Genomic DNA, 24380 nt, shown 5'->3' with positions numbered 1-24380 from the left:
GCCCGCCGAGGCGGGCAACGACTAGCACGTCGGCACAGGTAAGCGCTGTCCTAGCCTCTGTGAAACCTGACTGGCCATTCTCCAGTTCTAGACGTCATGGCCAACCTTTCCCGGATCCCACGTGCCTCAGGTACTGGCTTAGTGCTCAACGGCGGTGGACGCCACCTTCTCGACTACGTAACGTCTGAAATACTCTTGAGCGGTTGTGAACCACTCCCCGTACCAATCTTCATAGTTCTCAGCTACCGAATGCCTGTGACGATAGTCAAGGAAGTCGTCAAACCAATGCATATATGCATTATTGGTCTTTTTGAGGAAAGGTGCTGGATGAGTGTCACCTGAGAGGATATCGGCAAAGCTCTCGGGGCTGATCACCCGGCCATGGATGCGTCGTTTGTAGTCGTCATCAAGCTGCTTGAGCATGTCGTAGATCTCTGGGATGTTGAAATGACCATCAGCCCATCCAGAAAAGTTGAGATCGAATGCGATGCAGTAGATTTTCCAATTTTTGGCGTGCAGATGCGCGAGCATCACCAACTGCTGGGTCTTGCTATTGACGAGCATGTGCACCGATTTGGGGTTCGCATCATTCAGCTGCTTTAGCTCTGCCCAGTGGTAGGTTGAGATGCTCTCGATCGGGAACATGCTTCCCTTGGCATGTATCAGCCATTCTGCGGAAACCCCTGTTGCTTCGCAAACCTTGGTGATCTCTGACTGGCTCATGTCGAGCGTCTCGGATTCCAGCTGGCCCAGTCGCTTTTCACTGTCGTAGTCGATCAGATCAATGAACTCGCTTGGGGACAGCCCTAGGCGAGCTCTCACGGTACCGACTCGCTTCCCGCAGTCGTAGAGCCGCTCCTTGGGTGGGGCGGATGAGGGCACTGGCAGCGGAGGCGATTCAAGGGCTAGCTTTTTTCTCATTTCGGACAGTTCCCGAGCGCACAGGGCATCAGTGAGTTCCGGGCTTTGGTTCGCGAGCTGAGCCAGACCATCCAGAGCGTACACGGTTGTTGACCATCCGTATTTTTCGCATGCTCCGCGATAGATCTCTTCGTCAGTACTGCCGGGCATTGATAGACAGATGACCACATGGTCTATCCGATCTCGGATCGCGCAGTCCTCTCGTCTGAGCTTTTCAATGTCGCTCAACACCTTGGCTTGGAGCCCAGAGATCTGGCCAGAGCACAGCACAGCGATGTAACGACCATTGGACTGCTTGTAGGCATGCAGGTCGGCAGGCCCCTGGGTGACTCGGCCCAGGTGATTCAGTGTATCGGTCAAGAGCTCGTAATCGCTGGAGACCGTCGGCAGCAGTTGTCTCACGAATTTTTCGAGCTCTGCACCGTGTAGCAGCCCGATCTTTGATTTCAGTAGCTCGATCAAATTATGTCCTAGCAAACGATAAAGGTATGTCTCAGTCGAGAAGGGTCGCTATTGAACCTTCCGACCTTGGTTTCCAGTGGGAAAGGAGTTGGAAGTTACGTCGCAAAATTTTCGCGCCAAGTAGCGATGATGTGGCAGAAATCTACCTTGTGGAAGAGGCTCGCCATAGGTTGGCGTGACACTTGATGGTGTTCAGGCATAGCCCGGTGCTGCGACACCTCGTGAGATCTACCGAAAGGCCTTCGTCGGTGTTGGCCGCGCGGGTGATCAAGATAGGGTATGCACAACCAGAGTTCAGTGGGGCACACGAGCGCTGTTTGTACGGATCAGTGCTGATGACGCGATTAATCTTGATTGAATTCGGGGGCATTGTGTTTAATGCTTTAAATTAAACTTACTTATCACGTATTGAGGAGGTATCAATGTCGCGTCTTCTAGAGTTTCGTGCCCTTGAACAGAAGCTGGCCGCGCAGCTTGCAGAGCTGGAGGCTCTGAAGGGCAGCTCGGAGCTGCAGAAGGAAATCGAATTTGAGACCAAACTCCGCGCTCTACTGGGCGAGTATGGATACAGCCTCCGGGACGTCATCAACCTCCTGGATCCTCAGTCAGATCGCCGCGCAGCTGTTCCTGCGGCTACTGAAAAAGCGCCGCGCCGAGCGCGCCAGGTCAAGCGCTACAAGCATCCAGAAAGTGGCGAGATCATTGAGACCAAAGGTGGCAACCACAAGCAGTTGAAAGAGTGGAAGGCTCAGTATGGAAGCGATGTAGTTGAGTCCTGGCTCTCCTGAGTCTCGGAAATTCGCTTCATGAGAAAAACGGCCATTGAGGCCGTTTTTTGCTTTTGTTTTCCTGCCACGAAAGCCGGAATCACGTTAACGAGAACTTTTATCGGCTAAAGTTTTTCTGGAATTGGGCTGGGTGACGGTCACCCACGATCTAGATCTGATCAAGCCCAGCGGCAACCGATGACATATCGTCCTCGCCCAAACTGATAGTGGCGGAGCCGATGTTCTCTTCGAGGCGGTGGAGTCTGGTCGTATTTGGGATGGAAACGATCCAGGGTTTTGTGCCATGAGCCAAGCCAAGCCAATGCGATCTGCGCTCGCATCACTCCTGTGGAACAGCGATTTGAAGGGAAATCTGTTGAGAACCATGCGCCTGGCTGGCACAAGCCGAGACGTCGGCAAATTGTGGGTTGAACAGGGCACGGTTGGCGTGTCGTCGTGGCGAAGGTTGGCCCGGGGAAACGCCTAAACAGGCCTCGAAAGCAGTCTTTCCTCTTGGGCTCGACGGTAATAGGATACCGAGTAGTGGCCTTCAGCAGCTAAGGACAGCATCGTGATCAAGACTTTGATATTGCGCGGCGTTTCGAGCTACTCCCCCGAGCAAAACTCCCAGATCGGCCCCCTCACCAAAGTGAACATGTTCTATGGGCACAACGGGACGGGTAAGACCACGATCGGCAACTATCTTCAAGATCCTTCTGACCTGCTCTACCACCAGTGCAAGACCCAGCCTGTCTCGGCAGAACGTGAAGTGATGGTCTACAACCACACCTTCATGGAGACCAATTTTCACGCAAGCTCACAGCCCGGCATCTTCACGCTCAATGAAGGAAATATTGAGGCCGAGAAAAAGCTGCTCGCGGCTGAAGAAGCACTCAAAAAGCTACTGATTGAACATCAGGCCGAGGTGGCAGCGGGCAATGGGTTCGGGGAATCCCAGAAATCCAATAAAGCGGGTTTGCTCGATCAACTATGGGCCCTCAAACGACCTTTCGATACCGGGCCTCTGCGGTACTGCTTCGCCTCTCTCAACACTAAGGAACGGCTTGGGGAAAAGCTACGCACCCTGTCTCTTGCGCCGTCGCCGGATGATTTCGCAGCGTTGGCGGCGGAGGCGGAACAGCTGCAATCAGCCAGTGATGCTGAGTTGCCGGCGATACCAACTATCAGGTTCGCCGAAGCGGACGTTGAAGTCAGCTCATTGCTGTCGGAGGCCATTGCCGGCTCCGGCGACTCCTATCTTTCGGCATTGATCACCAACCTTGGAAACTCCGATTGGGTTAAGCAAGGGTTGCAGTACCCCCAGCGAGAGGAGTGCCCGTTTTGTCAGCAAACCCTGCCATCTGGATTTTACGAAGAAATCCAGAAGGTGTTCGACAAAACGTATGAACAGCGCATTACCCAATTGAAAGCCCTGAAAACGCGTTACGAAGGCGGCGTCACTCGCTTGAGAACCCAGCTCAAGCGTCCCGAATACCACGCGTCTGAGTATCAGCTGCTGATTACGAAACTCGATACTCTGCTTTCTCTAAATACGCAAAAGCTGGATGCCAAAGTGGCCAGTCCTTCAATGGTTGTGGCACTGGATCCTACCGGGTTGATCATTGATGATCTCTCCGACTTGATTGCGGAAGATCAAAGGAAAATAGATGCTTTCAATCTTAAGGTAAAAGACAAGAAAAACCATTTGGAAAAAATCAAGTCACGCTTCTGGATCTGCTTCAGAGCCAGTTGCGATGCTGCCATCGCATCGGCCAGGAAGGTGCACGAGGAGCTTGGGGTCAAGAAGGACGCGAAACGTAAGCTGGCGGATGAGATCCGTCTCAAATCACAAGCTCACCAAGACATCATCGCCGAGAGTAAAGCCAAGATCACGAATATTGATCAATCCATTGACAGCATTAACTCCTCGCTTACCGCATTGGGCCTGAACGGCTTTGTGGTAGTCAGGGAGGAGGGGGAGTTGCCGCGCTACCGTCTTCAGCGGCCTGATCAGCAGGCTGGGGTATTCAAGACGCTCAGCGAGGGAGAGAAGACTCTGATCTCATTCCTGTACTTCCTTGAAGTCTGTAATGGCGAGCTAGACGAAAAAGGTGGCAAGCTTAAAAGTGAGCGGATCATTGTCATTGATGATCCAATCTCAAGCCTCTCTCATAACTATATTTACGACATCGCTACGATGATCCATCGGCGAGTGCTGAGTCCAAAGGAACGCTTCAAACAAGTATTTATCCTGACGCACAATTTATTCTTCTTTCATGAAATGCTTAAACACCTCAAGAAGTCCGATGAATACTCGTTGTTCCGTATCACCAAAGCAGCGCACAGCATGATTACACCGATGAAGGCCAGTGATGTACAGAATGACTATCAGTCATTCTGGCAGGCTATCAAGGATGCTCAGGCGGGCCGCACTTCTTCTAGCGTAATTCCGAATATGATGCGAAACATCTTGGAGTATTACTTTACCTTCGTTCATCGGCAGGATGAACTCCAGGCAGCGCTACTGGCGCTATCTGATGAGGATACTGAATTCAAAGCCCTCTATCGATATATCAATCGAGAGTCTCATTCCGACGCAGTGAACTTGACGGATTTTGGTGAGATTGTGCCATCGCATTACGTGGATCGATTCAGGCAGGTTTTTGTTAGGACTGGCTTTGAAGAGCACTATGAGAAGATGATGGGAGAGTATGCTTGAGTCGGCTGATTAGTGTGAATTACGTTCTTAATAGTGAAGACGGCAGTCTTGGTAGTAGTGAGCAGGTTGATTTCGTAGCTTTCTATGTTGAAAATAACCACGGAAGGTGGGAGTAAGGGTTGTGTATAGTTTTCTAGTAACGTCTCGTGAGGGAGCATGGGGAAGCGGCTAGAGGTGCACTCCTACTGCTTAGCAGGGAAGTTAGGGGAGGCGGTCAATCGCGGCGCCATAGTCAAAGTTCACGGTTGACCCGGACACGAGGACTGCTTCGAGCTGATGCTTGGATGCGTCCTTGATGATGCGAAATTCACTCACTTCCCCTGCCTGGCGGGTGAGTTTCCAGATCAACTTGAGCTTCTCGGTGGCTATGCGCAGCTGTATAGCACCTTGGGAAGATTTCGCAAGAAAGGCATTGAGCTTGCTCTTCAGCTCAAACCTGGAGTCGTATTGGTAAGGGCCGAGGGTAAAGGGGCCGTCCCCGATGATTCGATCAAACTGGATTTTGGGCTTCATGTGTAATGCCTGGATTTCGCGGTGCTCCCTCCAGCGGTTCCAAACCGTGATACCCCTGGAGGTACAGTGCTCGATCCAGCGTGACTCTGCCTCCAACGAGTCCTCTTCAGAATCGCAGGTTTCCACAACTTTAAATATTGGGGTCATTCCCGCATCGAGTATCTGGGCGATCTTGGCTGCTGCACGCTTGCAGTCGTGGTTGGCTTTCCCGAGATGGCCTTGCTGCCGACTTCCGAAGTCGCCCGTCTGGCCCACGTAAAAAGGCTCCTCTGTCACGGGATCAATGATTAGATAAGCAACATATTTCTTGGCACCAACGCCTTCAAGTGCCGTCTGCTTACGGACGGAGGTCGTCTGCGGCTTGGACGTTTGCGTGCTGAAGTGAAGAACTGGTGAGTGATTCGAGCTAGGCGTGAGGGTGTTCTGGCGGTACCACTCCTCAGCGAGCGCAAGCGTTGCGAACGACTGGTGCTTCGCCTCTGGAAACCGGTCAATAGACGGGCGAGCCCCATCTTCCCAGCTGTTGAAAATCCCGAGTTTCCGACCGCGAACGACAGCGTAGAATTTGGGTTTCTTTGCCATCCTGTGCAACCTTCCTGACTTACCTAATTCGCTTGTTGAAGCGAGCAATCGTGAGCAAGCAATAGCTCGCCAGGTTCGCCAATGGTGCACTCTACCTTGATGGCATCGCCCTCTGAAAGCGAGGACAACATCGCGGCTTTCGAAGGGTTGAAGAATCCTTGCAAGTGGATCGGCGGCTCTGGCTTGGTGGTCAAGCGTAAATACGCCTGGTCGCGGTTAATGTAGATGGCTTCCACTGTGCCGCGCGTAGCCACTCGGTTGCCGGCGTAGAGCTCGGCGGCCCGTGACTGGTTACTGTCATAGGCAGACAGGAGCCAGTAGATCGGGACATAGCGAGCTGTCGTCTCGGATGCGTGCAATTCATCGTACAGGATCGCCGCAAAACAGGTCAGACCGAGCGCGACGACAACCATTCGGTAGCGTGAGCTCCAACTCTTAGCGTTCCTGGACTGACGGGCCATCGCTTATCTCGCGGGGGTGAGGCTTTGAAGGGTAGCATCATTCGTTGAACGAGAGATCAGCGTGGGGGCATTGCTAGTTACGAGTGAGGGGCGACCTCGGACAGCCCTCAGGTGCTTTGGTTACGGTCAACGCAAAAGACCTCGGCGGTGCACCGGTGCGGCCATCGGTATGACCTATCCGCCGCTGTTCGCGAGCTCCTATGCAGCAGGTCGACGGGGAGGGCGCGTTAGTCTCGGGGCAGATCCCTCTCATAAGCTGTAACCACTTAAGGTGCAACTAGTTGCATCTTTTGGGTGGAAAATGAAAAAAGCTTGAGAGGCCCGTTTTCATTGGGTTAGACTTGAAATCAAGGTGAGCAGTGACGGATTCCTACCACCGGTATACGGGGGGACTCCTTAGAGAAGAGTTCGAATCTCTACGCTTCCGCCACACAAGTGCTTGATTTCATTGATGTTCGCCACCGCTGAACCCGCAAATGGGAGCGTTTTGGGAACACTTTGGGAATGACAGGCAGAAGAAAGGGGCCCTAGCGGCCCCTTTTTTGTGCGTTCAGGTCAACCTGAGCGCCTGATTCAACAACCCCACCACATCAGGGCCGTCCTCGCTGATCCACTTCGCGTAGTGCTTGAAGATCATCGCCGTCGATGCCAGGTGGCGATCGGTTCGTCATCCGCAAATAGAGTGACAGACCCCTGCTCGGCGTAGCCCTCGTATTGGGGCTCGGCGGCGTGCTCGACAGCAAAGCCGCCGCCACCTCTGCGAGTCACGATCACGCGCTCAGTTAATGGCAGGGTGAGGCTGAGATCCACCTTACTGCGGTCAAGCATATCGGCCTCAAACTTGAGACCCTCGGCAGACTTGTCCATGTTTACGAGCAATTCGGATTGATTGACCCGCAGCCAGTCTAGGATTGGGATCATCACACTGTCAGTGTGCCCGTCGAAGTCGGTCAAGATCATCTGCAGGGTGTAGCTGTATTCGAACTACAGACTCACAGCCGCCGTGCAGCGGACCTTGCCTTGATCAATGAACATCAACAGACGCTCGGGGTTTTTCCTCAGCCCGGGCACGGCCTGCAGCAGGAGGTCACGAAGACTATCGGGTTTGTTCATGGGTCACCTGGTACTGGAATACCGCGTCGACTTGGGCAGCGCATTCGGCCCAGGCCAGCTCGGTACGCTCTTGATCAGTCAGTAGATGGCCGTTCCGGGCTGGCTTCGTCGCCGGCAGTTGGCAAGGCACCACCACGGGACAGCCACTGACGGTAGGCGGCGGCTCCGGTGATCGCAGGACGCTGCCGCAGCCGGCGAGCAGCACCAGGAATAGGCTGACCAGCCCAGTTGCGAAGTTCTTCGTTCTCATTCTTGAGGTCCTCGATCTGGCTTTCGCGGTTCGCCAGCCCTGCGCGGAGCTCGCCCTGTATCAGCAGCAGCTTGGCTTGGCTCTCGCGTTCACGCTCCAGGGTGGTTTTCAATGTGTTGGCAGCGGCCAGGTTGTCGCGGGCTTCGCCCTGGGCTGTGGTGAGTTGGTCCTGGAGGGCCTTTGATTTTCCCTTCTCAGTCCCTAGCAAGACCTGCTGGCCCCACCCCCACAGACCAGCCGAAACCGCAGCAAACAAAGCTCCGGCCAACAGCCCTTCGCGCAAGCCAATCATTTTCGATACCAGCCGGCTGCGTTCATGTCTGCTTCATCGAGAGCCTGCAGATCGCCGCAGATCACCAATGGCGGGGTAGGCATCACCTGTTTTAGTGCGTCGGCGGTCTTCTGGCATTCCTCGATGTCAGTCCCCGCCGGCAGAAGCACAGCCCTGCATCCCCCAGTTGGTGACAGGCTCGTCATGCGCTGGATAAGTTCTCGATATGGAAAGCGATGGTTCTGCCCTCGCTCGCTCATGCCGCCACCAAAGCGCGGTTCTGGTGCCGCTCGAAAGCGCGCTCCAGCTTCACGTCGTACAGGTTCCGCTGGTAGTCCGGGCCGTTGTAGAGCTTGGCTACCGTTGCCCACTTCTGGGCTTTCAAGGCTTTGAGCAGATTGGCGTCGGCTTCGATGTAGCGGACGAAGGCTTCCAGGTGGTCTGCTTCACTGCGCATCATTGCGTCGACAAAATCATGCACGCTGGAGTAACCCAGACGCTGCCAGTGATAGCCCATTACCTGGAAGCCACCCCAGCTCGCGGACTCCAGTGCCGCTACTTCATCCAGCTGCCGGGCCTGAGCAAGGCGCTGATGCTCGGCGCTTCCGCCGATGTAGCCGCCGGCTTTTGGATTGACCAGGTTCGGCGCCTGCTTGGCCAGCAGATCGGCGCGGTGGAGCAACTGCTCCTGGTCATCGCCCGGCGAACCAGCCAGTTGCAGACGCTTGTACATGACGTGGCGCTCAAAGAGGATCACCGGCTTTCCATTGTCCAGGAAGCCGCGGCCCTTCGATTCAACTTCGTTCAAGGCGTACACAGCCGCGACCGGCACGCCTAGGCGAGCGGAGGCCTGCAGCAGATCCGAATGTTTGAGGAGCTTGCGTATGTCCAGGCCTTGCAGACTGGCCATGGTCTTCGGGCCGGCTTTGCCGTCGGAGACGAGCCCGACCTTCCCCTGGTAGGTCCGGACTGCCGCCTCGGTTGCATCGCCAAAGGCACCGTCGGCGTCCAATTTGGCGCCGTTGGCGTTGAGCAGGCGCTGCAGCTCACGAACAGCCTGTGAGCGATCGCCGTGTCGAAGTGTGGTCATGCGGTTCCCTCTTTGCGTGTGAAGAACTTCTTCGCGGTGGCGCGGGTGAACTCGACGCCCAGCAGGCCAATGACACCGCCGAAAAACGGAGCAGCACTGATTGGGATGCGGAACCAGTCGGAACGAAGTTTCTTGGCGGGTGCGGTGCTTGCGGCCATTCGGGCTGTCCTCGGTGCTGTGGCGTTGTGCCTAGCGATGAGGGCATGGTCCGCAAAGCGCTGCTGTACGGCAACGCGATGGCTTTGTAGGAGGGCGGGCTACAGGGTGCGCCAGTGGGGCAACGCGCGCGTGAGCGTCAGCATCGGCGCCATGAACACTACAGCCCAACCGACCACCGACTCGCGCCGACACGCCAAGTTCCTGTACTGGACCGGTTGGCGCATCACTGATATTGGCGATTACCTGGACGAGAAGGAGAAGACCGTCCACAGCTGGAAGGCCCGAGACGAGTGGGACCGGGCAGACAACGTAGGGCGCATCGGCGGCGCCCTGGAAGCCCGACTCGTGCAGCTGATCCTCAAGGACGGTAAGAGTGCCGGGGACTTCAAGGAAATCGGTCTGCTGCACCGCCAGTTGGAGCGCCAAGCCAGAATTCAGCGCTTCCAGGGTGGCGGTACCGAAACCGAGCTGAACCCGAATATAGCCCCCGCTTTCGGTCGCCTCCTGACTGCCTCCTCGCGCGCGTCATCCCAACTGTGGCGTAGCATCGACGTGGTCACTCGTTTGCCCGCATGGGTCACTCCGCAGCAGAGCGCGCTGGAGGATGTAATGATGTGTCTGCGCAGGCTCGGTCAAGTGGGATCCTGCGATTGCTATCACGTTACACTGGGGCCGGCCTGCCTTACACGAGGTGGGTTCACCGGACGCTCGCAACACTTGGAGCAGAGTTACTCTGTGACTTTTAGGGACAATGAGAACGCATGCGAAACTTGATACCAGCTCTAGCCTTGATGGTGGCCGTACTCGCAGGGTGCCAAAGCGGGCCGAGCCCACAGGAGCAGGCCGAACAAAACCTGTGGGTAAGCCAGGTACTACACCAAATTGCTCTATTCAAGACGTTCCCGGAAGAGGCGCGTGTTCAAAATTTACACGGAATCGTCAAGGTTGCTTTTGTCCTCGATGCCAAGGGCAATCTGTTGCGACAAAGAATAACTGAGCACTCAGGTTCACCTTTTTTTCTCGCGGTCGCGCAGCAGATTGTCACAGATGCATCGCCTATGCCTGCCCCTCCTTCATGGATGTTGGAAAACGGCGAGATTGAAGTGGTAGCGCCCTTTGTTTTCGTTCCTGGTGAAGATCCTTGCGGCCTCTGCCAGTAGACCGTGCAGGCTGAAACGCCACAGCCCAGCCTCGCGCTGGGCTGTTTGCATGCGCACTGTCGCTACTGCGTTACCCTGAGCCGCTCTGCATCCACTCTATCCACTCTGGATGTGCTCCCGATTTCTTGCGTTGCATCGTCCTTGGAACAACAAAACGCGGCCTATTTAGTCTAGGCTCTGTACGAAATCCCGAGAAACCCAATCGGCATCCCTCGGAAGCTGATTTTTTGTAAGGTTTCCAACCAGGTTGCTTGCCGACAAGGGCTACGATGCAGAAGCGCTACGCCGTTATTGCGACCGATATCGAATACAACCCGTCATCCCGCTGCGCTCGATGAAGCGCAAACCCAAGCCTGGCTTACCAAGGCTGTTTGATCGGCCCAAGTACCGACAGCGCAACATCATCGAGCGCATGTTTGGCTGGCTGAAAGAGAACCGACGCATGGTGACGCGCTTCGACAAGCTCGCGAAAAGCTATGCCGCTATGGTCTCGCTGGCTTGTTCCCCGCGGTGTTTGCGACATCTCTTTTCGTACAGAGGCTAGTACAGCGATTGAATGACGGTTAAATGAAGTGGAGATAGTGGCACAATAATGGCCACCATGACAGGCGACCACTGTGGCGCGGATTGTTGGGTATGATGCCTCTGATTGTTGAGAGCCCTGACTTGTCAGGGCCTTTAACGTTTTTGGGGCATGCAAACCCAGCCCTGTGATCAAGCGGGCAGCACTCCGTCGATCACGTCGAGCGCCTCGTAAACCACCCATCCGCCCTCGCTTGCATCGCCTTTGTTATCGATCACATAAGCACCTGCCTTGAAGTAGAACGGGTACTTGCTCCACTTCGAATTCACCGGCGCGCCGGCGCTGAGCTCGTCGAGCGTGGCAGTTAGCTGACTGCGTTCGTCGACCTGGATGCAGTAATCGAACACTTGGCCCAGCGGCATCTGTTTCTTGAGCAGCGTGCGGGTGACGCCGAGCGGCACATCGCGAATCTCGATGCGCACATACCCATTCCACCAGATCACCATCAGAAAAGGGTTGAGCGCATTGACTGCGTGGATCTGGCCGATGATGACCTTGCCGCTGGAAGGCGCCTGCTCGACCCGCACCCGGCCGGACATGGAGTGCCTGGCGCTGCCCGGGAGCCAGTTGAAAGACACAGCGGTGCCTGGCAGCGTTTGCCGGCCCTCGGTGCGTGGGTTCTTTGAACTGCCGCTGGTGCCAGCCTGGACCGAGCACCAGTAGTTGGTGTGGCCGTTCTGGTCGATCCAGAGCAGGTCTCTGGGCAGCTCGGCTGGGTAAAGATAGACCTTGCCGTTTGCGGTGATGTTGCCAAATGCGTGCATGGTGATCTCCTTGTTCAAGGTAGGAATCCAGGCCGCGTTGTAGACACGTAATGGCCTGGGTGCATCAAGGTGGACACGTCAGGTTGGGCAGAGCGTCATGGCTATCGAAGCCAAAAATAACTTGTGTTATTGATTGATGATAATTCAGGTTTCCCTTATGTCAATAACACAAGTTATAATTTCCGCCATGGAATCCCGCTACGCGCGGGACCCCTGCGTGCCGAAGGTTCTCAATGCTGGAGAACTGGGCGCGGCGAAATACGCTAGGCGAAAAAAAGCCCAGCTCGATGGCTGGGCCTTGGGAGGGTAAGCGCTTAAAGCTTGATCATGGCGCGCACTACCACACCGACAATGCGACAGCCCTCCATGCACTGCTCTACTGGGTATGCAGGGTTCAGTGGCTTCAAGAAGCGGCGGCCTCCATCCTCTACAAGCTTCTTGAAGGTGGCCTCGTTGCTGTCGGAAAGTTTGGCGATGACCAGCTTTCCGGAAATCGCTTCAGCCTCCGGGTCTACCAGGATAAGCATGCCTTCAGTGATGCTGGTGCCTACTGGGGAGGTCATGGAGTCACCTTTGACCTCAAGCCAGAAGGCAGTGCCCTTCGAGTCGTAATCGGACATTTCATACCTGTCCGAGTAGCCAGGCGGGAACGGTTCTACCGCTTCGGCCCAGGCGCCTGCAGCAACCCAGCTGATCACCGGATACTGGTATGACTCTGGCAGAACGTGCGTCGCCTGCACGTTACTCCTTGCCGGTGGAGCCTCTTGCCCCGAGCCCAGCCACTCCGCAGTTACGCCGAGCGCCCTCGCGATCTCCAGCAACTTCTTCGACGTCGCGTTTCGGCCGCTCTCCAAGTGCTGAATAGTGACCTGGCTCACCCCTGATCTTTCGGCGAGCTGCTGCTGGCTCAAGTCCAGGGCTGTGCGGCGTTGGTGAATTCGATCTTTGAGCATTTCGGGGGCTTTGGTCATACCGCCAAGGGTAAAACACGCGTTATAAAGCTTCAAATAACCTATGTTTTTGTTATCTATAGCTTGGGTTATCATCTATAACGCGTTCCGTTGCGGAAGGGCGACTCCGGCACTGCTTCAGGGAGTTTGCTGTGCTGCTATGGGCGAGCCGCCAACCCTGTGATAATGCGCGCAACCACAAAGGCCATCTCATGCTGACCATCTCCAACACTGTGCATCTGCCGGATACCGACATCGAACTGACCTACATCCGCGCTCAGGGCGCCGGTGGCCAGAACGTCAACAAGGTGTCCAGCGCTGTGCACCTGCGCTTCGATATCCGCGCCTCGTCGCTGCCCGACTTTTACAAGGAGCGGCTGTTGGCGCTGCGTGACAGCCGCATCACCAGCGACGGCGTGTTGATCATCAAGGGCCAGCAGTACCGCACCCAGGAGCAGAACCGCACCGACGCCTTGGCGCGGCTTGCCGAGCTGATCATTGCTGCCGGCAAGACCGAGAAAAAACGCCGCCCGACCAAACCGACCCTGGGCTCGAAGACCCGCCGCCTCGAAGGCAAAGCCAAGCGCAGCACCATCAAGTCAGGTCGGGGCAAGGTGGATTTCTAGTACTGCTGGCGGGAACAAGGCCACTGAAGCTTTTGCTATAGCAGGATTGAACCAACGGCCGCGTCACATCACAACAAACAGAAAGGATCTCTCGTGAATTTCAGCTTGATTGCCATCGCAGTGCTTTCATTGGTCTTTGCCAATAGCGCCCACGCGGCTACCGACAAGAAGAGAGTAAAGATTGAAGCGCGGTGGTATACGCAGGCTTATATCAAACAGCACCTTGCCCGGAATGATCCGCGCCGGCTGGCATCTGCTTATCCCTCGACGGTTAGCTATATTTTCGCTGCGGATGCTTCCGGCGTGCCGTCTGCGGGTGAGAATTTGCTGAAAAAGGATGTCAAGAGCGTCAAGAGTGATTTTGTCCGATGGCCCTCCAGCAGGGATGCCAGACCCCTCAAGACGCAGTTGGATGACATGTGCGTTCGTTTGATTGCCGGAAGGCTCAGGGGGCTGGGGCAGGGAGTCAGGCAACGGTCGCAGAAGACGACACCCAAAAATATCGTGGTTGCCGAGATTTACGCGGGAGAGTTGACAGCCGCGCCGTTGAGCCTGGAAAGAACCACAGGTCCAGATGCTATCAGAGTGATTCCACCTAAGGGCGAGGGCAGAATGCTCTGTAATATTTACAAGACAACAAGAGGGGGCGACATCATGTACGACGTCTCTGTCGTTCTTGTTGCCAAAGCGGCCTACCCAAGGAGTCGCTAAGCTGACGAGCGCTGCTGGTCTCGAAGTTGTCAGGCTTTTACATGCCCGCTTCAAGGCCATCCCTTTCAAGGTCTCTGCATTTTTCTGGATTTTTCTCTCGCTTGTGCTCGCTGGGGCGCGCAGCGGCCCCAGCGATCTTGAAGCATGTGCAATTTCAGAACACCTTGAAAGCGATGCGCTTCAAGGCGACAGCCTAGGACCGACCTCAGCTGATACTACGGACCTTTTTATCCGTAGTGGCTAGCCTCGATCGCCTGCGCCTTCTTCCAGCTCTCAAGCGTTTTCAGATTGAGCAGATACTTCCCGATGTTCGGGTATTCACCCTTGCGGTCAAAGCGCTGAATAAGCTCGGCCACAAAGTACATCATGAAGTCAGCGCCGCTCAGTTTGCCGCCCACCAGGTAGTCTTTGTTCTCCAGCTGGTCATCCACATAAGCGAAGATCTTCTTGCCCTCGGCCTGGGCATAGCTCGGCAGGAAAACCAGCTCGGCCGTCTCGCGCTGCATGAACACCTGAAGCAGCGGCGGCAGCATGGCGGAGCTTTCAGAGAAGTGCAGCCATTGCAGGTACTCGACGTACTCATCGCTGTCTCTCGCCGGCGCCAGGTGCGGGGCGTAACGTTCGATCAGAATCTCGGTAATCGCACCTGACTCCGCAACCACCTTACCGTTGAGCTCGATCACCGGCGACTTGCCGAGTGAATGAATGGCCTTCAGCGACTCAGGGGCGAAATGGGTTGCTCGATCACGGGTATAGAACTCCGTTTTGTAGGGCACGCCCATCTCTTCCAGCAGCCATAGCGTTCGAATGGAGCGCGATTCGTTCAAGTGATGCAGGGTGATCATGATGGTGATCCTCAGTCATGGTGGAGGCGAGGGCATGAATAGAGCCGCGCTGCCGAATACATACTGACCGCGTGATGAGGTTATGTTCACAGAACAGGTTTGACAGTTGCGGTGCCGACGGTTACGCAGAGGATCGCCGCGGTCCAAACATGCGCTCGCTGCAGCGGGCTATTGCCATCCCCAGAACGTGTTTGACCGCGAGTTCATTTCGGACTGCAACTATGCGTTTGGCTGCTACTACGGGCAGGAGCGGGTTGCATCTGTGGAAATGACTTACGATTGGTGACAGCGAGCTGAATCGAAAAATCTGCGAACCTTTGCTGCTGCCCAATGATCCAAGCGCAATGGCTTGGATCTGGGCGCGCTGCCCTGCATCCCCCGTCATCATTGGGTCTCGACAATTTGCAGACCCCAGCGCACCTTCGCAGAGGACTCCGCAGTGCCGACCAGTGGGATTAGAGTAGACAATCGATTCACTGCTGAAGTCATGGGCCATCCGAAGGACATTTTCTTCGCCGCGGTCGAAAGCACGCGCATGCCGATGATCGTCACGGACCCCAATCAGCCGGACAATCCGATCATCTTTGCCAACCAGGCCTTTCAGGAAATGACCGGTTATGGCGAAGATGAGTTGATCGGCCACAACTGTCGGTTCCTGCAGGGCAAGGATACGGATCAGGACGTGATCTCTGCGATCCGCCAGGCCGTCGCTCAGCGCTATGACTTTTCCACCGAGGTGCTGAACTACCGTAAAGACGGCAGTTCGTTCTGGAATGCGCTATTCATCTCGCCGATCTATAACGACAGCGGTGAGCTCAAATACTTTTTCGCATCCCAGCTGGACGTCAGCCGGCGTCGAGATGTGGAAGATGCATTGCGCCAGTCGCAGAAGATGGAGGCATTGGGGCAGCTGACAGGCGGCATAGCGCACGATTTCAACAACCTGCTGCAGGTCATCGGTGGTTATGTCTCGTTGGCCAAGTCGGCTGCCGAGAAGGAGCAGCCCGATCTGGCCAGGATCGTCAGGGGCCTGACCCATGCCACCCAGGCGGTGGAAAGGGCCAATACGTTGACCAAGCAATTGCTGGCCTTCTCGCGCAAGCAATCGCTGCAGGGGCGGGTGATCAATATCAATCAGATCGTCGCTGACGCACAGGTGTTGATCAACCAGACGTTGGGCGATGGTGTCTCTGTATCGCTCAGCCTGGATGACGAATTGCACAACTGCCGTATCGATCCGGCTCAGGCGCAGATCGCCTTGCTCAACGTCATCATCAATGCGCGCGATGCCATGGCTGGGGATGAGCGCCAGGCACTCAATATTGAAACCAAGAACGTCATCGTGACCGAAGATGCGCGAGCGTCTTATGAAGGGCTGCATGCGGGACATTACGTCTGCGTCTCGGTCACCGACAACGGTGAGGGCATGCCCGAGGCCGTGCGCGGTCGAGCGATGGACCCGTTCTTCACCACCAAGGACGAGGGCAAGGGCACCGGCCTTGGGCTGTCGATGGTGTATGGCTTTGCCAAGCAGTCCGGTGGCACTGTCAAGATCTACTCGGAAGAGGGCGTAGGGACTACCGTGCGCTTTTACTTCCCCGCCGATGCCAGCGAGCTGCACCCCTTGGAGCGCGCGAGCCTGCTCAAGTCCAAAACCGGTGATGAGCGCATCCTGATCGTGGAAGACCGCGCCGATGTTGCCGAGCTGGCCCAGGTGATCCTCGAAGAACAGGGCTATGAGACCCAGGTGGCCAATGATGCCAAGGATGCGTTGATGATCCTGGAGAAGGGGCTGCACTTCGACCTGCTGTTCACTGACCTGATCATGCCGGGCGGCATCAATGGCGTGACGCTGGCGCGCAAGGTGCAGTTGCAGCATCCGTCGATGAAGGTGCTGCTGACCACTGGCTATGCAGAGAGCTCGATCGAGCGAACTGACATTGGCGGTTCTGAATTTGAAGTGATATCCAAACCGTACTTACCGCAGGAACTTGGCCGCAAGGTGAGGATGGTGCTGGATTCACCGGGCGGCGTGTAACAGTGTCCCTGCAGCGCTGACTTACAAGGATGCGCTGTATTTGACGGCTGCCGCTGCCCGCGATGGCACGTTGAGGGTTCGCAGCAATCCGGATACATGGATGCGCACGGTAAACGGCGAAATATCCAGGGCCTTGGCGATTTCCTTGTTGGTCTTGCCTTGAGCGATCAGCCGCAACACTTCCTGCTGGCGCGTAGTCAGGGTGTTGGTGTCCAGAGGTAATAGCCCTGAGGGTGCGAACTTGACCAGCACCTCGCCTTCGCGGATGGCGAGCAGCGCCTGGCCGATCTCTTCGGGCGCGATGTTCTTGCCGATGAAGCCATCGGCTCCCATCGCCATCACCTGTTCGATCAACAGCGGGTCATCGACCATCGATACCACGATCAATGTGGTACGCCGCAGCTGCTTGCGCAGCTCACCCAGTTGGCTGATGCAGGTCAGGCCGGGGAAGCGCAGGTCGAGGATCAGCGTGTCCACGTCGCTGTCGCGTTCGAGCATGTTCAGCACTGTGTCCAGATCGCCGGCCTGCTCTACCTGAGCCTCGGGCAGCAAGCGTTGCACCGTGCGCAGCATCCCCTCGCGAAACATGGGGTGGTCGTCAGCGATGATGATGCGGCATGTCATGGAGTGCCCCTCCCTGGGGGTCAGGTGTTGCGCCTGCGTGGTACTTTAACACTCTGCTCAGGGCCTGCTTGCTCGGCGTGCCAGCATTACGATGACCGTACAAGGACGTTGCCCGTGAAGTTCATGAAAGACGCTGAACTGGATCAAGCCAACCTGCGTATTGTGGTAGCCCTTTGCGCCATGGTGTACATCGGTGTGCTGGGCTTCTTGCCAGGGCAGTCGGTGGCGCACTACGTGCCGGTGATGCTCTATATCGTGGTGTTCCTGCTGGCCTCGATCGTACTTCGTCAGGTCATCGCGCGCTGGCCCGGGCATTATCCGGCGCGGCGGGTTTTCGGGATGATTCACGATTATACCGGCACCTCGTTCGGCCTGGTGATCGGCGGCGAGGCGGCGTTGCCGCTGTATGCGGTGATGGTCTGGGTCAACCTGGGCAACGGCATGCGCTATGGTTCGCGCTACCTGGCGATTGCCACCGTCCTTGGCTTGCTGGCGCTGCTGGTCGTGTACGGGCTGAATCCGTTGTGGCAGGCGCAGCCGTTCATGATGCTGATGCTGATGATCACCAGTACGGTGATTCCGGTCTACGCCCACCTGCTGCTGGAGCGCACGCGCAAGGCCTCCGAAGAGGCCATCGCCGCCAACCTGGAAAAGTCGCGCTTTCTGGCCCAGGCCAGCCATGATCTGCGCCAACCCATTCACTCCATCGGCCTGTTCACCGCCTGCCTGCGTGAGGCGCGCCTGGGCGAAGAGGAGCGGCGGCTGGTGGACAACATCGACCGGTCGCTGCTGAACGTCTCGCAATTGTTCCGCTCCATTCTCGATCTCTACACCCTGGACAACGGCCGCTTGCTGCCCAAGTACCAGGAAGTTCACCTGGGCGAGTTGCTCGCCGAGTTACTCCGCCAGAATGCCGAAGCCGCCCGTTGGGCCGGGGTCGAATTGCGCCTGCGGCCATGCAAACACTGGGTGCGGGTCGACCCGGCACTGTTGGCGACCATGGTGCAGAACGTGCTCTCCAACTGCTTGAAGTACGGCCGCCAGCGCCCTGTACTGGTCGGCGTGCGCCGGCGCCACGGCGGGCTGGTGGTGGAGATCCACGACCAAGGGCAGGGGATTGCCGAGGAGCATCTGTCGCGGGTGTTCGAGGAGTTCTATCGCGTTCGCCAGCTGCGCGATAAAGACGTTGAAGGGGTCGGTCTGGGCTTGTCTATCGTCAAGCGCCTGGGGCTGTTGATGGGCATGGACGTGATGCTGCGCTCGCGGGTGGGCCGTGGCACTTCGGTCAGCCTCAGCGGCTTGCCGCTGGCGACCGCGCCGGAGCAACACGTTGTGCGCGACGATCCACGTCAGGCGGGGCTGTTGACCGGTTTGAAAGTGTGTCTGGTGGAAGATGACCACAACGTGCTGTTCGCCACCCAGGCATTGCTGGAGCGCTGGGGCTGCAAGGTGCAGGCGGAGTCGAGCGGGCGTGATCTGGTCAGCGATTGCGACATCATCGTCGCCGACTATGACCTGGGCAACCACGCCACCGGTATCGAATGCATCGACCACCTGCGCGCGCAGCGCGGCGTGGCGGTGCCAGCGCTGATTCTGACCGGGCATGATCTCGAGCGGATCCAGGCAGCCCTGCACGATCGGCACATCGCCATTCTGTCCAAGCCAGTGCGCCCCGCTGAACTACGGGGCGCTCTGCGCGAGCTCAGTCAGGGGCCGCTTACTGGTTGAACGGGGTCAACCCATTACCGCGGGCACCTTTGGGCTGGCAGTAGGCGGCGGGTTTCATCATGCCGAAGCTGGCCACGGCGAACATTCCGCCACTGGCACCGCTGGGCACGGAGCAGTTGTAGTCACCGGAAGCGGTGCTGGCGATGTAATACGTGGTCATGGAGTCACTGCGCACATTGGAAACGCGCTTGACCGTCTCACCGATATTGGTTTCCGAGAGCGTTTTGAGATGGTCTTCGGTGGGTTTCATATGGCTGCAACCGGCAACGCCGATCATCAGGGCGCCGAGCAGGGCGAGGCGGGTGACTGGAGCGTGCAGTTTCATGGCGCTTCTTCCTTGGGGATGTTTTGGTTTTTTTTTTGCGCAACGATCCCTTGCACGGCGAATTCGCCGTGCTGGCGGGGAGCATTGGGGTTGCTGGCGAATATAGCGCCAGGTGGGTGCGGGGTCGATTAGCACAAGTGTGCTAGTGGCACTTTAGGGCTGCGGTAAAAGGAGCGTGTTGATCACTGAATCAACGCCGGCAGACGTCCCCGTGTTCACTGACGACCCATGGCTTTTGCTCAGCAACGATCTGCACGCCGCCAACCCAGCGCTCGGCTGGGGCACAGTCGAGCCAATTCACGGTGCCTCGTAATACGCGCTCACCCAGGTCGGTGATTCGAACAAGACCGTGCTGCCACTCACCGCCCGGCTGTTCCTGCACCAGTGGCTGCGGCGCATCGATGAGCGGGCGCAACAGCGTAGCGAACATCAAATCCCCCAGAAAGGGCAGAGGTTCATAGTCCTTGCTCAAATGAGTGAACACTTTGCCGGCAGGCAGCGCTCCGTGATCTGCCAGTATCCGCAGGGTCAGACGCTGGGTCAGACTCAAGCCATCCGAGGCGCCCGGGAGTTCCTGGAGTTGCCTGGCCAACGCGGGCCCGAGCAGCGGCAATGCCGGATGCACCTGGCCTGCCATCCGCGCCCAGTTGCCAGGGTCGGCTGAGGTATAGGCCGCCCATGCCTCCCGTGCCAGCGCCAAGGCATCTGCAGCCAGTGCTCGCCGTTGTGGCCAGAGCCATGCAAGCACATCCGGCGCCAGCTGGCCCAGCCCAATGAAACGCTCAACGCCCGGCACGCGGTTGATCTCGATCAGTTCCAGCCTGCGCGGCACCGTAGCCAAACTCGCCAGGAGCCGAATCAGAAACAACTGATCATAGGCGTCGCCCTCGCACCACAGCACCAATTCACTATCGTGGCCAAGTTGCGCGAGGGCCTGGTGTTGTGAGGCTTGGCGTTGCTGGGCATCACGTGGCGATAGGCCGAATGTCTGCTGAATGAACGCTGCACGCACTTGCCAGTAATCGTCGTCAGGCAGGGCCGGAACAGGGCCCATGACCATCGGATCATCGAACATATGAAATGTGCCCGTGAAGCCAGCGACTCGCAGGCTGTGCTCGATATCGTTGCCGCAGCGCCAGTGCTGAACGGTGGCTTCATTGGTCGCAGCAAAGTCCGGATGACGTGCGGCGAAGGCGACGCTGTCGGCATGTGCAATCAACTTTGGCCAACTAGAGAAACCCGTTTCACGCGCTACCAGCCACTGAGTGTCGGCGAGCTTGTACTCAGGGCCAGGCACGCCGATTGCGCGCAACTGCACGCGGGTATCTTCGGCTTGGTTGTTCTTGAGGGCTTTGAGCAACTGCTTTGCGCGTTTGCGCAGCGAGGGCAGGTCAACAAGACCATGATGGCGGGAAGCATTAATGGTGGGCATGCCAACTCCTTACAGGGCTCGGTCCGCCGACAAGCCGGGAGCTGGAATGGGCAATGTACAACGCATGCCTGGGAAACCCCTTCGCGCGGACCGCAGGCGCAGCACACGCCCAGGCATCGACTGTAACGGCCAGGCGTCACGGAGGTAAAGCCTGATCGCGTGCTGGCACACATAAAAAAGCCCGGCGAACCGGGCTTTATCAAGCAAGACGCTACTTACTGAGCAGTCTTCAGCTTGATCACATCACCGGAAACGGTGGTGGTGTAGCCATTCAGAACCCATGCCCAGAACCAGCTCTCTTGTACCTGGGTGTTGATCATCGCATCGCCGCCCTTGGCCTTGATGGCGTAATCTTGCGCGCGTACGAAGCGGCTGTTCTGGCGAATCGGGATCAAGCCGAACAGCATCAGGCCGGTGGCACTGGCTTCGCTGTGGCCAACAACGGTGTACTGGCTGCTGTCGTACTGCTGAGTTTTCATGGCGGTGCCGGTGCAACCTGCCAGAGCGAGACCCAGTACTGCAGAGGCGATGACTTTGCTGAATGACTTCACATTACTACTCCATGGACTAGAGCCCGAATCCAAATATTGGGCGGCGGCACTTTACCAGAACACCCCGACGTTCTGCAGTTGGCTGTCTTCATTCCCGCGTCACTGTCAGAAGCGCCACTTGGCATTGCCCACCGCAGTGCGGGGCTCGCCGCAGGAACCTGAGGCAAAGGTGCCCAAGCCGTCGTAGTAATTCTCGTCGAAGGGGGAGAGCGGTCGCGTTCAGTCAGTACGGACTTTGCAATTGGTCTGCGCGCTTGTAACAATCCCGGCCTTTTGGCGGTCATGCAGCCGCCGCAAAAGCCCTGCCCATTTTGACAAGGAGCTTCAACCGTGGAATCACGCAGTCTGGCAGCAGAGATCTTCTTCAGCATGCCATCCCATCTGTGGGTCTTGCCAGTAGCGGGCGTGGTCGCCTTTTTCGGGATGCGCCTGGCCGCACAATCGCCCGAGCGAGAGTCATTGTTCAAAGGCGTGACGTATCTGATCCTGCTGGCGTTGGCATTGTTGCCCAACGCCTACTACCTGCTGAGCCCGCCGACGCCGGACATGGCCGAACTGCTGGCACAGGGTGGGCTGCTGCCCAACTACAAAGGCCTGGTTTATCTGGACGCGTTCTACGCATTCGCCGGCTGGGCATTGAGCTGGGTCGTGCGGCAGAAATTCAACGCCTGAGGCGGCTCAGATCATTGCAGGGTCGTCGGCTTAAACGTGTCCTGCAACTGGGCGAACGTCTGCTCGATGCCGGTGATCAGCTTGTCCAGATGATCAGCTTCGGTGTGGTTGCCGACTGCGCGCTGACGATCGCGCTGCTGACGCAGGGTGAGTAGGTTTTTCTGCAGTGCTAGGGCGGACTGGTCGTAGTTTTCCATCTCGATTCTCCGGCTCATGGCGTCCCTGCCGTTGTAGGAATGAGCCGACCGTATCAGCTCATTCTGGGAGCCGGAACTGCGTTTTCGTACAGGTATTGCACTGCTGTAGGCTTAATCCTACAAGCAGATCAGAGCCGTCCTACGATGGGTGTGTGCCGATATTTCGAAGCGTTTGTATTCAATGCACTCACAGGCCAAGCGGTGCAGTGTTTCCAAAGTTTTTGTCTGCGCTTTGAAATAATTTGTTACTGCACCTGTATCCGTCTAGCTGCGCGGCTCGCGTGAAATGACCTGTTGCAATTGACCTGGCTCGGCGGCCTCCTGCTCTAGCCATTGGGTGACCAGCGCGGCTGCCGAACCACCTGCCGCAGCTTCCCCAGTAAGTATGTAGAAGCCCGCACTGGTGGGTAACTCATGGCCCGCCAAGGCCAGTACCAGCGTGCCAGCCTGCAGGGCGTTGGCTACCAGCAGTGCTGGCACCAAGGCGATGCCCATGCCTTGCTCGGCAGCCTCTATCGCCAGAATGGTTTGCGAGAACACTGGGCCGGTAAACCGGGTGCCTGGCTGGCCGTGGTGATCGAACCAGCGCTTCCAGTTGTTGTGGCTGTCGGAAACCAGCGGTGCACTGGCCAGATCGCTAGGTACCTGCCAGTCACCCGCGTTACGTAGTGACGGCGCGCACACGGGCAGAGCCTGGCCCGCCAGCAGGTGACGCGCGTGACAGCCCGCGAAAGGGGCAGTGCCCCAACGCACGGCCATGTCCACCGCGCCTTTGCCGGTCAGTGGCCGGGTACTGTCGGAGGCATCGATCATCAGCGCGATCTGCGGATGTGCCGCCGCCAGCCGGCCCAGCCGTGGGATCAACCAGCGGCTGGCAAAGGCTGGCGTGGTGCTGAGCACCACCTGGTGGGGATCGCCCGGGGCACCTTGAGCGAGGAGCTCGGTGGTGGCGTCTTCGATGATGTGCAATGCCTGCTGGACTCGCAGCAGGTACTCGCGGCCCTGGGGCGTCGTGCACAGGCCGCGTGGCAGGCGTTCGAACAGGGCCATGCCGAGCTTCTCTTCCAGCGTGCGTACCTGCTGGGCGACTGCGCCTTGGGTGACGCTCAACGCCTCGCCTGCCGCGCGAAAGCTGCCCAGCCGGGCAGCGGCCTCAAAGGCAACCAGATGATTGATCACGCTGGGCGCGGTGCGTCGCTTGGCGGTGCTCATGGGGGCGGCTTCCTGCGGCGCGTGTGGGCTGATCGGCTGATTCTGGCGTCAGTCTGTCCCGCGAGCAACAAGTTCGCCGGCAGTTGCGCTAGCATGGCGGGCTTTACCGAAATGGGGGACAGTTTGATGACCACGCCAACCTTGCGCCAGGCCAGCTTGCAGGATGTGGAGCGCTGCTACCAGATCGAAACCAGCGCCTACGAGGGCGATGAGGCGGCCACTCGGGAAAAGATAGCCATGCGCATCGAGCAGTATCCAGAGGGCTTTCTGATTCTGGAACTGGATGGCGAGATTGCTGGTTTCATCAACAGCGGTTGCGCCGAGCAGGTGGTGATGTCCGATGAGGCCTTCAAGGAGCTGGTCGGGCATGATCCGCGCGCTGCCAATGTGGTGATCATGTCGGTGGTGGTAGACCCGGCGCTGCAGGGGCGCGGCTTTGCCGGGCTGCTGATGGCGCACTTCGTCGAGCAGATGCGCGCGCGGGGCAAGGCGACGATCCATCTGATGTGCAAGCAACGCCACGTCGCCCTGTACGAAAAACTCGGCTATCGCTATGTGCAGCCATCACCCTCCGATCACGGTGGCATGAGCTGGCACGAGATGGTCATGGCGTTGTAAGGCAGTTATATGATTTCCGGCGCGCCAACTTTGGCC

At 57.5% G+C, this 24380-nt stretch carries 23 protein-coding genes and 5 pseudogenes; 11 read left to right on the top strand and 17 right to left on the bottom strand.

Features of this window, described 5'->3' with window-relative positions:
- Window positions 1–138: 138 nt before the first annotated feature.
- Window positions 139–1383: a helix-turn-helix transcriptional regulator gene (locus K3F44_RS10265; RefSeq protein ID WP_145187269.1), complete on the bottom strand. Its 1245-nt coding sequence runs from the start codon at window positions 1381–1383 to the stop codon at window positions 139–141.
- A gap of 422 nt (window positions 1384–1805) precedes the next feature.
- On the opposite strand from K3F44_RS10265, the gene K3F44_RS10260 reads away from it, so the two are divergent.
- Window positions 1806–2171 carry a histone-like nucleoid-structuring protein, MvaT/MvaU family gene (locus tag K3F44_RS10260; protein WP_140174212.1) on the top strand — a complete coding sequence of 122 codons (366 nt, stop codon included), beginning with the start codon at window positions 1806–1808 and terminating at the stop codon, window positions 2169–2171.
- Window positions 2172–2721: 550 nt separating this feature from the next.
- Window positions 2722–4869 (top strand): AAA family ATPase, encoded by a 2148-nt coding sequence (locus K3F44_RS10255; protein ID WP_140174213.1) that lies wholly within the window; start codon window positions 2722–2724, stop codon window positions 4867–4869.
- Window positions 4870–5070: 201 nt separating this feature from the next.
- On the opposite strand, the gene K3F44_RS10250 is transcribed toward K3F44_RS10255, so the two are convergent.
- From K3F44_RS10250 to K3F44_RS10225, 7 genes and pseudogenes are all read right to left on the bottom strand, one after another.
- Window positions 5071–5964 (bottom strand): viroplasmin family protein, encoded by an 894-nt coding sequence (locus K3F44_RS10250; protein ID WP_140174214.1) that lies wholly within the window; start codon window positions 5962–5964, stop codon window positions 5071–5073.
- A 23-nt stretch (window positions 5965–5987) separates the two neighbouring features.
- Window positions 5988–6377 carry an OB-fold protein gene (locus tag K3F44_RS10245; protein WP_168199522.1) on the bottom strand — a complete coding sequence of 130 codons (390 nt, stop codon included), beginning with the start codon at window positions 6375–6377 and terminating at the stop codon, window positions 5988–5990.
- Between the two features lie 681 nt (window positions 6378–7058).
- A pseudogene (locus tag K3F44_RS10240) lies at window positions 7059–7538 on the bottom strand (phage tail protein).
- Window positions 7522–7788 carry an Rz1-like lysis system protein LysC gene (gene lysC, locus K3F44_RS10235; RefSeq protein WP_220633983.1) on the bottom strand — a complete coding sequence of 89 codons (267 nt, stop codon included), beginning with the start codon at window positions 7786–7788 and terminating at the stop codon, window positions 7522–7524. The pseudogene K3F44_RS10240 and the gene lysC overlap by 17 nt, the downstream one beginning before the upstream one ends.
- Window positions 7709–8080: pseudogene (locus K3F44_RS24825) on the bottom strand (LysB family phage lysis regulatory protein); the annotation flags it as partial. The gene lysC and the pseudogene K3F44_RS24825, both read right to left, overlap by 80 nt.
- Before the next feature lie 235 nt (window positions 8081–8315).
- A complete protein-coding gene (locus K3F44_RS10230; protein WP_220633982.1) occupies window positions 8316–9149 on the bottom strand; it encodes an N-acetylmuramidase family protein in 834 nt (277 codons plus the stop codon).
- Window positions 9146–9259, bottom strand: a pseudogene (locus tag K3F44_RS10225) (phage holin, lambda family); the annotation flags it as partial. The pseudogene K3F44_RS10225 and the gene K3F44_RS10230, both read right to left, overlap by 4 nt.
- Before the next feature lie 199 nt (window positions 9260–9458).
- Between K3F44_RS10225 and K3F44_RS10220 the strand changes: the two are divergent.
- The 3 genes and pseudogenes from K3F44_RS10220 to K3F44_RS10210 form a co-directional block, all read left to right on the top strand.
- Window positions 9459–9794: pseudogene (locus tag K3F44_RS10220) on the top strand (terminase gpP N-terminus-related DNA-binding protein); the annotation flags it as partial.
- 275 nt (window positions 9795–10069) lie between these two features.
- Window positions 10070–10468: a TonB family protein gene (locus K3F44_RS10215; protein ID WP_220633981.1), complete on the top strand. Its 399-nt coding sequence runs from the start codon at window positions 10070–10072 to the stop codon at window positions 10466–10468.
- Between the two features lie 247 nt (window positions 10469–10715).
- A pseudogene (locus K3F44_RS10210) lies at window positions 10716–11012 on the top strand (transposase); the annotation flags it as partial.
- A gap of 170 nt (window positions 11013–11182) precedes the next feature.
- Here the strand turns inward: K3F44_RS10210 and K3F44_RS10205 are convergent.
- Both K3F44_RS10205 and K3F44_RS10200 read right to left on the bottom strand, forming a co-directional pair.
- Window positions 11183–11833, bottom strand: a complete 651-nt coding sequence (locus tag K3F44_RS10205) for a polysaccharide lyase family 7 protein (RefSeq protein WP_220633980.1) — start codon at window positions 11831–11833, stop codon at window positions 11183–11185.
- Window positions 11834–12129: 296 nt separating this feature from the next.
- A complete protein-coding gene (locus K3F44_RS10200) occupies window positions 12130–12861 on the bottom strand; it encodes a LexA family protein (protein WP_409077663.1) in 732 nt (243 codons plus the stop codon).
- A gap of 116 nt (window positions 12862–12977) precedes the next feature.
- Here K3F44_RS10200 and arfB point away from each other — a divergent pair, with 116 nt between their 5' ends.
- Both arfB and K3F44_RS10190 read left to right on the top strand, forming a co-directional pair.
- Window positions 12978–13391: an alternative ribosome rescue aminoacyl-tRNA hydrolase ArfB gene (gene arfB / locus K3F44_RS10195; protein ID WP_101323061.1), complete on the top strand. Its 414-nt coding sequence runs from the start codon at window positions 12978–12980 to the stop codon at window positions 13389–13391.
- A gap of 93 nt (window positions 13392–13484) precedes the next feature.
- A complete protein-coding gene (locus K3F44_RS10190) occupies window positions 13485–14102 on the top strand; it encodes a hypothetical protein (RefSeq protein ID WP_220633979.1) in 618 nt (205 codons plus the stop codon).
- Window positions 14103–14329: 227 nt separating this feature from the next.
- Here the strand turns inward: K3F44_RS10190 and K3F44_RS10185 are convergent, their stop codons facing one another.
- Entirely contained in the window at window positions 14330–14947 is a 618-nt protein-coding gene (locus K3F44_RS10185; RefSeq protein ID WP_150569949.1) for a glutathione S-transferase family protein, read from the bottom strand.
- Between the two features lie 439 nt (window positions 14948–15386).
- Here K3F44_RS10185 and K3F44_RS10180 point away from each other — a divergent pair, with 439 nt between their 5' ends.
- Entirely contained in the window at window positions 15387–16985 is a 1599-nt protein-coding gene (locus K3F44_RS10180; protein ID WP_220633978.1) for a histidine kinase famiy protein, read from the top strand.
- Between the two features lie 21 nt (window positions 16986–17006).
- On the opposite strand, the gene K3F44_RS10175 is transcribed toward K3F44_RS10180, so the two are convergent.
- Entirely contained in the window at window positions 17007–17609 is a 603-nt protein-coding gene (locus tag K3F44_RS10175) for a response regulator transcription factor (protein ID WP_101320763.1), read from the bottom strand.
- Between the two features lie 123 nt (window positions 17610–17732).
- On the opposite strand from K3F44_RS10175, the gene K3F44_RS10170 reads away from it, so the two are divergent.
- A complete protein-coding gene (locus K3F44_RS10170; protein WP_310794638.1) occupies window positions 17733–19337 on the top strand; it encodes a hybrid sensor histidine kinase/response regulator in 1605 nt (534 codons plus the stop codon).
- Here K3F44_RS10170 and K3F44_RS10165 read toward each other — a convergent pair.
- From K3F44_RS10165 to K3F44_RS10155, 3 genes are all read right to left on the bottom strand, one after another.
- Window positions 19327–19662 carry a hypothetical protein gene (locus K3F44_RS10165; protein ID WP_101320759.1) on the bottom strand — a complete coding sequence of 112 codons (336 nt, stop codon included), beginning with the start codon at window positions 19660–19662 and terminating at the stop codon, window positions 19327–19329. The genes K3F44_RS10170 and K3F44_RS10165 overlap by 11 nt on opposite strands.
- Window positions 19663–19852: 190 nt before the next feature.
- The gene (locus K3F44_RS10160) at window positions 19853–21094 is read right to left on the bottom strand and encodes a DUF1835 domain-containing protein (protein ID WP_220633976.1); all 1242 of its coding nucleotides are present in this window, start codon (window positions 21092–21094) and stop codon (window positions 19853–19855) included.
- A 215-nt stretch (window positions 21095–21309) separates the two neighbouring features.
- Window positions 21310–21645 (bottom strand): hypothetical protein, encoded by a 336-nt coding sequence (locus K3F44_RS10155; RefSeq protein WP_101320755.1) that lies wholly within the window; start codon window positions 21643–21645, stop codon window positions 21310–21312.
- Between the two features lie 357 nt (window positions 21646–22002).
- On the opposite strand from K3F44_RS10155, the gene K3F44_RS10150 reads away from it, so the two are divergent.
- A complete protein-coding gene (locus tag K3F44_RS10150; RefSeq protein WP_220634172.1) occupies window positions 22003–22317 on the top strand; it encodes a hypothetical protein in 315 nt (104 codons plus the stop codon).
- Window positions 22318–22328: 11 nt separating this feature from the next.
- Here K3F44_RS10150 and K3F44_RS10145 read toward each other — a convergent pair whose 3' ends face one another.
- Window positions 22329–22514 carry a hypothetical protein gene (locus K3F44_RS10145; RefSeq protein WP_101320753.1) on the bottom strand — a complete coding sequence of 62 codons (186 nt, stop codon included), beginning with the start codon at window positions 22512–22514 and terminating at the stop codon, window positions 22329–22331.
- Between the two features lie 264 nt (window positions 22515–22778).
- Window positions 22779–23726, bottom strand: a complete 948-nt coding sequence (locus tag K3F44_RS10140; RefSeq protein WP_220633975.1) for a LysR substrate-binding domain-containing protein — start codon at window positions 23724–23726, stop codon at window positions 22779–22781.
- A gap of 126 nt (window positions 23727–23852) precedes the next feature.
- Here K3F44_RS10140 and K3F44_RS10135 point away from each other — a divergent pair, with 126 nt between their 5' ends.
- Window positions 23853–24344, top strand: coding sequence for a GNAT family N-acetyltransferase (locus tag K3F44_RS10135; protein WP_150569954.1), 492 nt, complete (start codon window positions 23853–23855; stop codon window positions 24342–24344).
- Window positions 24345–24380 lie beyond the last annotated feature (36 nt).

The sequence above is a fragment of the Pseudomonas sp. S07E 245 genome (assembly GCF_019599025.1).
In the GTDB taxonomy this organism is placed as follows: Bacteria; Pseudomonadota; Gammaproteobacteria; order Pseudomonadales; family Pseudomonadaceae; genus Aquipseudomonas; species Aquipseudomonas shirazensis.
Note: the sequence above shows the minus strand (reverse complement) of the source record. Positions and strands in the feature narration are given on the sequence as shown.